We start from the raw sequence: 8,779 nt of genomic DNA, 5'->3' as shown, positions 1-8,779 counted from the left end.
CCCCCGTTGCCACCGCCATTGCCGGAGTTGCCCCCTTTGCCGCCGTTACCGGAGTTGCCACCGCCGCCCGCATTGGAACCGCCGCCTTTGTTGCCCCCGTTGCCGGCTCCTTGACCGCCGCCGCTTCCGTTGCTGCTGCCGCCCGTTCCCTTGCCGCCGCCCGAGCTGCCGGCCGATGCCGGGCGTTTGCCAGTGGCTCCGGCGTCCAGGGCGGCGCGCTGGTCCGCCTTCTCGGCCTTGTCGGCCTTGTTCGCGGCGCTGACCACCGAGCCCAGGCGCAGGCCCAGGCTGTTGGCGATCTGGCCCCAGCCCATGCCGCTGTCGCGCAAGGCCTGCACATCGCTGGTGGCGAGCGAGAGCTGCGCGGTGGTGGGTTCGGTGATGCCTTTCTGAGAGAGATTGGCCCGGGCGAGTTGCACGGCCATTTCCTGCTGCCGCGCGGAGGGGACGGGTTTGCTCGGTGCCGGCTGGACCACCACTGGTGGAGTGACCACCACCGGTGGATTGACCACCACAGTGGTTTGAGCCCAGGCGGCGCCAGCGGCCAGGCAGGCGATGGCCAGCGCCAGGCGGTTCAAGGTGTTGAGGGGATTTGATGTTTTCATGGGGTGCTCCTGATGGTGAAAGGTTGGAGCGGATGCTATCCACTGAATTCACCACACCGTGCATCCAGGTGTGACGACATGTAGCGATCACGGCGAGCAGTGCCTGAGAGGCTGAGCGTCACTCGATACGCAGCTCCTGCACCCAGCGCGCCCCGGGCGCGAAGTCGTCTCGCTGAAACGGGCCGTAAGGCGGTTCGTTGAGGGAGTCGGGCGGCACGCCGATCAGGTTGAGGTCGACGGCCTGGGGTTTTCCCACCAGGCCTGTGGGGGTCTGCGTGAACTTGAAGATGATGCCGTTCCACAGCTTGGCGCCGAAGTCCGCGGGCTGCTTGAAGAAGAACAACAGGTTGTGTTCCAGCCAGCCGAAGTCAGTGGCGGAAACGGTGCCCGGATTTTTGTAGGGATAGGGCACGAAACAGCTGATCTCCTGCGCGGCGGGCAGGCACTTGAATTCGCGCATGGAGAGGAAATGGTCGCTCATCACGGCGCGATCCATCTGCACGCGAAAGGCCGCCTGGCCGCCGTCGACGACGCGAAAGCTCACCGTGCCGATGCGGGTCTTCTGGCCATCCCGCGTCACGGCCACGAGGGATTTTTCACCCTCGGGCAAGGTGGTGGTCGGCTGTGCCGCAGCCCCGCCCACGGCGAGCGCAGCGGCCAGCGCGATCAGGGTTTGGTGCTCATGACCCATTGGGCCAGGGTCTTGATGTCGGCCGCGCTCATGCCGGGATGGGCCGGCATGGGGATGCGACCCCACTTGCCTTTGCTGCCGTTCTGAATCGACTGCACCAGCGAGGCCACGGCGTCTTTGTCGTCCTTGTATTTTTCAGCGACCGAGCTGTAGGCCGGGCCGACGATCTTTTCCTTGGCCGAGTGGCAGGACAGACAGCCGTTGTTCTTGGCCAGCTCCACGGCAGCGGCTTCGTCCACCGCGTGCGCGGCGCCGGAAGCGAGCAGGAGGCCAGCGGTGAGGAGGATGAGAGTACGCATGACAGGCATCACAAAAAAAGAGGAAAAGAAAAAGGGTGGGGAACGAAACGCGACGCCAGCCGCGAAGTGCCCCACCCAGCACACGCCAAGGATCCGGCTCCGCCGGGCCCAGGGCGTGGTCCCCCTAGGGGGACGCCGCAAAGCGGCGCAGGGGGGAGATCACTTCGCGATCTTGAAGGTCCAGACCGAGCCTCCCTGTTCGAGGAAGTTGACCTTCTTGGCCACTTCACCACCCCACAGCGGCACCGCGCCGCCCCAGCCGGAGACCACGCTCACGTACTGCTCGCCGCCTTCGGTCCAGGTGATGGGAGGTGCGACCACGCCGGAGCCGGTCTGGAACTGCCAGACCACCTTGCCGGTCTTGGCATCAGCGGCCTTGAGGTAGCCCTCAGGCGTGCCCCAGAACACCAGGTCGCCAGCCGTCAGCACGCCACCCCAGAGCGGAGCCTCGTTCTTGACTTCCCACTCGACCTTGCCGGTCTTGGGGTTGATGGCGCGCAGCGAACCGATGTGGTCGTCGAACAGCGGCTTGATGGTGAAACCCGCGCCCAGGTAGGCGGCACCCTTCTTGTAGGTGATAGGTTCGTTCCAGATCTCCATGCCCCATTCGTTGGTGGGCACGTAGAACAGGCCGGTCTTGGGGCTGTAGGCCATGGGCATCTGGTTCTTGCCACCCAGGAAGCCCGGGGCCGAGAACACCGACTTGCCCTTGGTGCCGTCGCCACCGGCGGCCGTCGGGTCGCCAGGGCGGTTGGCCGGGTCAAAGTTCGGACGACCGGTCTTCAGGTCGATACCGGTGGCCCAGGTCACCTTCTTCACGAAGGGGAAGGCGTTCAGCAGCTTGCCGGTTTCGGCGTCGTTCACGTAGAAGAAGCCGTTGCGGTCGGCCTTGGCGCCGACGCGCTTGCCGTCCATGTCGAAGGTGATGAACTCGTTCACACCGTCGTAGTCCCAGCCGTCGTTGGGTGTGGACTGGTAGTGCCACTTGATCTGGCCGGTCTTCACGTCGATGGCGACGGTGGAGGTGGAATACAGGTTGTCGCCCTTGCGCACATGGCTGTTCCAGGGGCCGGGGTTGCCGGTGCCGAAATAGGCCAGGCCGGTCTTGGCGTCGTAGCTGCCGCCCAGCCAGGTGGCGGCGCCACCGGTCTTCCAGGTGTCACCAGGCCAGGTGGCGTTGGTGGTGCCGCTGATGCCGTTTTCCTTGCCGTCCTTGTAGCCCATGTGGCCTTCGACCACGGGGCGCGTCCAGACCATCTTGCCGGTCTTGGGGTCGCGCGCTTCGACGCGGCCGACCACGCCGAACTCACCGCCGGACACGCCGGTCATGAGCAGGCCTTCGGCGATCAGCGGGGCCGCGGTGTAGCTGTAGCCGGCAGAGTAGTCGTCGATCTTCTCGCGCCACACCACCTTGCCGGTGTCCTGGTCGAGGGCCACGAGTTGTGCGTCCAGCGTGCCGAAGATGACGAGGTTGTCGTACAGCGCGGCGCCGCGGTTGATCACGTCGCAGCAGGGCATGATGCCTTCGGGCAGGCGGTGCTCGTACTTCCAGAGCTTCTTGCCGGTCTTGGAGTCCAGCGCAAAGATGCGCGAGTAGGACGCGGTGACGAACATCTTGCCTTTGTTCACCAGCGGCTGCGACTCTTGTCCGCGTTGCTTCTCGCCACCAAACGACATGGACCACACGGGGACCAGTTTGCTGATGTTCTTGGCGTTGACGCCGGTCAGCGGCGAGTGACGCTGGCCTTGTGTGCCCAGGCCCCAGCTCAGGACGTTGTCGGGCGTGGCGGCGTCGTTGGCGATCATCGCGTCGGTGACGCCCTGGGCGCCAACGTGGGCCGTGGCGGCCATGACCAATAGGCTCAATAGGGTGCGTTTCACTGTGGGTCTCCTGCTCGGTTGTGAGGTAAGTGGCTGTGTGGTTTTCCCCGTGCCGCCTGACCGCTCTTCTGGCTCCAGCTCCTCCGGTCTCGGACATGCACGCAGCGAAGAAATGGCAACTTCTGTGCCAGTGCAAACCATAGGGTTTTCACCGATCAGAAGCGCCTCACAACGCCTCGCGCAGGCCATCAGACCACCCCAAATGCGCCACCCACTGTTCAACGGCGCTGACGCGGCCGTGACACTGTTCAAAAATGAATCACTGACTGGTACACCCTAGGCCCCGCTCGGCATCTTGATGCTTTCTTGATACGGGGCCGCTCAGTCTTGCGCCCGTCTTGACACCCCCGTTCCTAGCATCGGTGACATGTCTTGAACGGAGGTTTCCATGGACTTCATCTATCTCGGTCTGGCCGCAGCGTGCGGCCTCGCCATCTGGGGGCTGGCACTGGTCTGCCGGCGCCTGCAACCTACCGGTGGGGGGCGCCCATGAGCGCCGCGCCGGGCCGCCCCAAGCCAGCTCGCACCGCAGCGCATCGCGCGGAGGTATTCCCATGAACAACTGGACCTTGCTCGCCGCCCTGCTCGCGGGTGGCCTTCTGATTTACCTGGTGGCCGTGCTGCTGCGGCCGGAGGACTTCTCATGAACACCCTGGCATGGCTGCAACTCGCGGTCTTCCTCACCCTGCTGCTCGCCCTGGCCTGGCCGCTGGCGCGCGCGATCGACGCCGTGATGGCCGGCCGCTTCGCACTGGGGCAACGCATCGAGGCGCCCCTGTGGCGCCTGGCCGGCGTGCGGCCCGAGCGCGAATCCGGCTGGCTGCGTTACACGCTGGGCCTGCTGGTGTTCAACGCCCTGGGCGTGCTCGCGGTGTATGCGCTGCAGCGCTTGCAGCATGTGCTGCCGCTGAACCCACAGGGCTTCGGTGCCGTCACGCCCGACTCGGCCTTCAACACCGCCATCAGCTTCATGAGCAACACCAACTGGCAGGGCTATGGCGGCGAAACCACCATGAGCTACCTGACGCAGATGCTGGGCCTGACGGTGCAGAACTTCCTCTCGGCCGCCACCGGCATCGTGGTGGTGATCGCGCTGGTGCGCGGCTTCGCGCGCCACTCGACCAAAGCCATCGGCAACGTGTGGGTGGACCTCACCCGCGCCACGTTGTGGGTGCTGCTGCCACTGTCGCTGGCGCTGGCGCTGTTCTTCGCGGGTCAGGGCGTGGTCCAGAACCTCTCGCCTTACACCGAGGTGAAGACCCTGGAGACCGTGAGCTGGGAGACCAGCACCCCGGCTGCCGAGGGCCAACCGGCGCAGACCGAGGCACACAGCAGCCCCACGCAGACCCTGGCCATGGGGCCGGTGGCCTCGCAGCTCGCCATCAAGATGGTGGGCACCAACGGCGGTGGTTTCTTCAATGCCAACTCGGCCCACCCGTTCGAGAACCCCACACCGCTGTCCAACTTCGTGCAGATGCTCAGCATCTTCCTGATCCCAGCCGCGTTGTGTTTCGTGTTCGGCCGCATGGTGGGCGACCAGCGCCAGGGCTGGGCGGTGCTCGCCGCGATGACGCTGCTGTTCGTGGCTTTCGTGGTCGCTGCCACCAGCTTCGAACAGCAAGGCAACCCGGTGCTGGCCGCACTCGGCGCCGACCAGACCGCCAGCGCCCTGCAGGCCGGCGGCAACATGGAAGGCAAGGAGGTGCGCTTCGGCATCAACGCATCCAGCCTGTTCGCGGTGATCACCACCGCCGCCAGCTGCGGCGCCGTGATCGCCATGCACGACAGCTTCACGCCGCTGGGCGGCATGGTGCCGATGGTGCTGATGCAGCTGGGCGAGGTGGTGTTCGGCGGCGTCGGCGCGGGCCTCTACGGCATGCTGGTGTTCGCCATCATGGCGGTGTTCATCGCCGGCCTGATGATCGGGCGCACGCCGGCCTACCTGGGCAAGAAGATCGAGGCGCACGAGATGAAGATGGTCTCCATCGCCATCCTGGTCACGCCCCTGCTGGTGCTCGTGGGCACGGCCGTGGCGGTGATGAGCGAAGGCGGCCGCGCCGGCATCCTGAACCCGGGCGCACACGGCTTCAGCGAGGTGCTGTACGCGCTGTCCTCGGCCGCCAACAACAACGGCAGCGCCTTCGCCGGCCTGTCGGCCAACACGCCGTTCTACAACGTGCTGCTCGGTCTGGCGATGGTGTTCGGCCGCTTCGGCGTGATCGTGCCGGTGCTGGCCATGGCCGGCTCGCTCGCCGCCAAGCAGCGCGCCACCGCCACCGACGGCACCCTGCCCACCCACGGTCCGCTGTTCGTGGCCCTGCTGGTCGGCACCGTGTTGCTGGTCGGCCTGTTGAACTATGTGCCTGCGCTGGCGCTGGGCCCCGTGGCCGAGCACCTGACGCTGTGGGCGCGCTGAGGAGGAACACCATGAGTCGACAAACCCTGCCCCTCTTTGACCCGGCGCTGATGCGTCCGGCCCTGATCGACGCCTTTCGCAAGCTCGACCCCCGCGTGCAGCGCCGCAACCCGGTGATGTTCGTGGTCTACATCGGCAGCGCCTTCACCACCGCGCTGGCCATCGCCCAGCCCGAGGGCTTCACCATTGCGGTGGCGCTGTGGCTGTGGTTCACGGTGCTGTTCGCCAACTTCGCCGAAGCCATGGCCGAGGGCCGGAGCAAGGCGCAGGCCGCCAGCCTGCGTGGCCTCAAAAAGCAGACCTGGGCCAAGAAGCTTGAAGCGAGCTACGAGCGCGGCACGCCACGCACTGCCATGCACTGGCACCCGCTGGAGGCCGACAACCTGCGCAAGACCGACCTGGTGCTGGTCGAGGCCGGCGACACCGTGCCCGCCGACGGCGAGGTGATCGACGGCGTGGCCTCGGTGGACGAGAGCGCCATCACCGGCGAATCGGCGCCGGTCATCCGCGAGTCGGGCGGCGACTTCTCGGCCGTGACCGGCGGCACGCGCGTGCTGTCCGATTGGGTCGTGGTGCGCGTCACGGTGAACCCGGGCGAGACCTTCGTGGACCGCATGATCGCGATGGTCGAGAACGCCAAGCGCCAGAAGACGCCGAACGAGATCGCGCTGACCATCCTGCTGGTGGCGCTGACCATCGTGTTCCTCGGCGTCGTGGTCACGCTGCTGCCGTTCTCCACATTCGGTGTGGCGGCCAGCGGGGCTGGCCAGCCGGTGAGCCTGGTGGTGCTGGTCGCCCTGCTGGTCTGCCTGATCCCCACCACGATTGCCGGCCTGCTCAGCGCCATCGGCGTGGCCGGCATGAGCCGGCTGATGCAGGCCAACGTGATCGCCACCTCGGGCCGCGCGGTGGAGGCCGCCGGCGATGTGGACGTGTTGCTGCTCGACAAGACCGGCACCATCACCCTGGGCAACCGCCAGGCCAGCGCCTTCCTGCCTGCGCCCGGCGTGAAGGAAGCCGACCTGGCCGATGCCGCGCAACTCGCCTCGCTCGCCGACGAAACGCCGGAAGGCCGCAGCATCGTCGTGCTCGCCAAGCAGAAGTTCAACCTGCGTGAGCGCGATGTGGCCGCACTCGGCGCCACGTTCGTTCATTTCACCGCGCAGACCCGCATGAGCGGTGTCGATCTGCAGGGCCCGGACGGCAAGGGTCGCGCGGTGCGCAAGGGCGCGGCCGATTCGATCCGCCGCCATGTCGAAGCGCTGGGCGGCAGCTTCCCGGCGGCGCTGCAGACCGCGGTCGACGACGTGGCGCGGCGCGGCAGCACGCCGCTGGTGGTGGCCGACGGCACCAAGTTGCTCGGCGTGGTCGAGCTGAAAGACATCGTCAAGGGCGGCATCAAGGACCGGTTTGCCGAGCTGCGCCGCATGGGCATCAAGACCGTGATGGTGACCGGCGACAACCGCCTCACCGCCGCAGCGATTGCCGCCGAGGCGGGGGTGGACGACTTCCTGGCCGAGGCCACGCCCGAGGCCAAGCTCAAGCTGATCCGTGAGCACCAGGCGCAGGGCCGGCTGGTGGCCATGACGGGCGACGGCACCAACGACGCGCCCGCCCTGGCCCAGGCCGACGTGGCCGTGGCCATGAACACCGGCACGCAGGCCGCCAAGGAAGCTGGCAACATGGTCGACCTCGACAGCAACCCGACCAAGCTGATCGAGATCGTCGAGACCGGCAAGCAGATGCTGATGACGCGCGGCGCGCTCACCACCTTCAGCATCGCCAACGACGTGGCCAAGTACTTCGCCATCGTGCCGGCGGCCTTTGTCGCCACCTACCCGCAGCTCTCGGCGCTCAACGTGATGCAGCTCGCCAGCCCCAACTCGGCCATCCTGTCCGCCGTGATCTTCAACGCGCTGATCATCGTGTTCCTGATCCCGTTGGCGCTCAAGGGTGTGAGCTACCGCGCCGTCAGCGCCGCCGTGCTGCTGCGCCGCAACCTGGCCATCTACGGGCTGGGCGGCGTGATCGTGCCCTTCATCGGCATCAAGGCGATCGACATGCTGATCGCCGCCGTCGGCATGGCCTGAGATGACCCCCCGCGCCGCTTCGCGTCACCCCCCAGGGGGCGGCACTGGCCGTCCGGCAAAGCCGGCCCGGCTGTGCCTCCGGTTGGCGTTGTGTCATGCGGTGCGGGTGGCGCTCCGGCGCCGCGGAACAACTGAAGTACCCAAGGAAACACCATGAAAACCACACCTGAAACCAACTCCACTGAGCCCGACGACAAGAGCCCGGTGCTGCGCCCGGCCCTCGTGCTGTTCCTCGTGCTGAGCCTGCTCACCGGCCTGCTGTACCCGCTGCTGGTCACCGGCGTGGCGCAGGCGGTCTTTCCGCACCAGGCCAACGGCAGCCTGGTCCAGCGCGGCGGCCTGGCGGTGGGCTCCGAACTCATCGGCCAGCCGTTCTCACAGCCCGGCCACTTCTGGAGCCGCCCTTCGGCGACCGGTCCCATGGCCTACAACGGCGGGGCCTCCAGCGGCTCCAACCTCGGCCCCAGCCACCCGGCGCTGGCCGAAGCGGTGCAGGCACGCATTGCTGCGCTGCGCGCGGCCGACCCCGGCAACACGGCGCCCGTGCCGGTGGACCTGGTCACCGCGTCCGCCAGCGGCCTCGACCCGCACATCAGCCTGGCCGCGGCGCGCTACCAGGTGGCGCGGGTCGCGCGCGTGCGTGGCCTGGCACCCGAGCAGCTGAACGCCCTGGTGGATCAGCACACCGAGGGCGCGTGGCTCGGCTTCTTGGGGGAGGCGCGCGTGAACGTGCTGGCGCTGAACCTCGCGCTCGACGCGATAGCCCGTAACTGATCGGCGCCGGGTCACAATGGCTG

At 67.2% G+C, this 8,779-nt stretch carries 7 protein-coding genes and 1 pseudogene; 4 read left to right on the top strand and 4 right to left on the bottom strand.

Annotated elements, in window-relative coordinates; translation table 11 throughout:
• The 4 genes and pseudogenes from B0E41_RS26380 to B0E41_RS00550 all read right to left on the bottom strand — a co-directional run.
• A pseudogene (locus tag B0E41_RS26380) lies at window positions 1–605 on the bottom strand (hypothetical protein); the annotation flags it as partial.
• A 118-nt stretch (window positions 606–723) separates the two neighbouring features.
• The gene (locus tag B0E41_RS00560; RefSeq protein ID WP_077327597.1) at window positions 724–1,296 is read right to left on the bottom strand and encodes a hypothetical protein; all 573 of its coding nucleotides are present in this window, start codon (window positions 1,294–1,296) and stop codon (window positions 724–726) included.
• Window positions 1,272–1,595, bottom strand: a complete 324-nt coding sequence (locus B0E41_RS00555) for a c-type cytochrome (protein WP_077327603.1) — start codon at window positions 1,593–1,595, stop codon at window positions 1,272–1,274. Before B0E41_RS00555 ends, B0E41_RS00560 begins: the two co-directional genes overlap by 25 nt.
• 159 nt (window positions 1,596–1,754) lie before the next feature.
• Window positions 1,755–3,446: a PQQ-dependent methanol/ethanol family dehydrogenase gene (locus B0E41_RS00550; RefSeq protein WP_077327594.1), complete on the bottom strand. Its 1,692-nt coding sequence runs from the start codon at window positions 3,444–3,446 to the stop codon at window positions 1,755–1,757.
• 584 nt (window positions 3,447–4,030) lie between these two features.
• On the opposite strand from B0E41_RS00550, the gene kdpF reads away from it, so the two are divergent.
• The 4 genes from kdpF (at window position 4,031) to kdpC (ending at window position 8,756) form a co-directional block, all read left to right on the top strand.
• Window positions 4,031–4,123: a K(+)-transporting ATPase subunit F gene (gene kdpF, locus B0E41_RS00545; RefSeq protein WP_077327591.1), complete on the top strand. Its 93-nt coding sequence runs from the start codon at window positions 4,031–4,033 to the stop codon at window positions 4,121–4,123.
• On the top strand, window positions 4,120–5,892 hold the full coding sequence (gene kdpA / locus B0E41_RS00540) for a potassium-transporting ATPase subunit KdpA (protein ID WP_077327588.1): 1,773 nt from the start codon (window positions 4,120–4,122) through the stop codon (window positions 5,890–5,892). The genes kdpF and kdpA overlap by 4 nt, the downstream gene beginning before the upstream one ends.
• An 11-nt stretch (window positions 5,893–5,903) precedes the next feature.
• On the top strand, window positions 5,904–7,982 hold the full coding sequence (gene kdpB / locus B0E41_RS00535) for a potassium-transporting ATPase subunit KdpB (RefSeq protein ID WP_077327586.1): 2,079 nt from the start codon (window positions 5,904–5,906) through the stop codon (window positions 7,980–7,982).
• Between the two features lie 153 nt (window positions 7,983–8,135).
• Window positions 8,136–8,756 (top strand): potassium-transporting ATPase subunit KdpC, encoded by a 621-nt coding sequence (kdpC, locus tag B0E41_RS00530; protein ID WP_077327583.1) that lies wholly within the window; start codon window positions 8,136–8,138, stop codon window positions 8,754–8,756.
• Window positions 8,757–8,779 lie beyond the last annotated feature (23 nt).

This window comes from Hydrogenophaga sp. A37 (genome assembly GCF_002001205.1).
Taxonomy (GTDB): Bacteria; Pseudomonadota; Gammaproteobacteria; order Burkholderiales; family Burkholderiaceae_C; genus Hydrogenophaga.
Note: the sequence above shows the minus strand (reverse complement) of the source record. Positions and strands in the feature narration are given on the sequence as shown.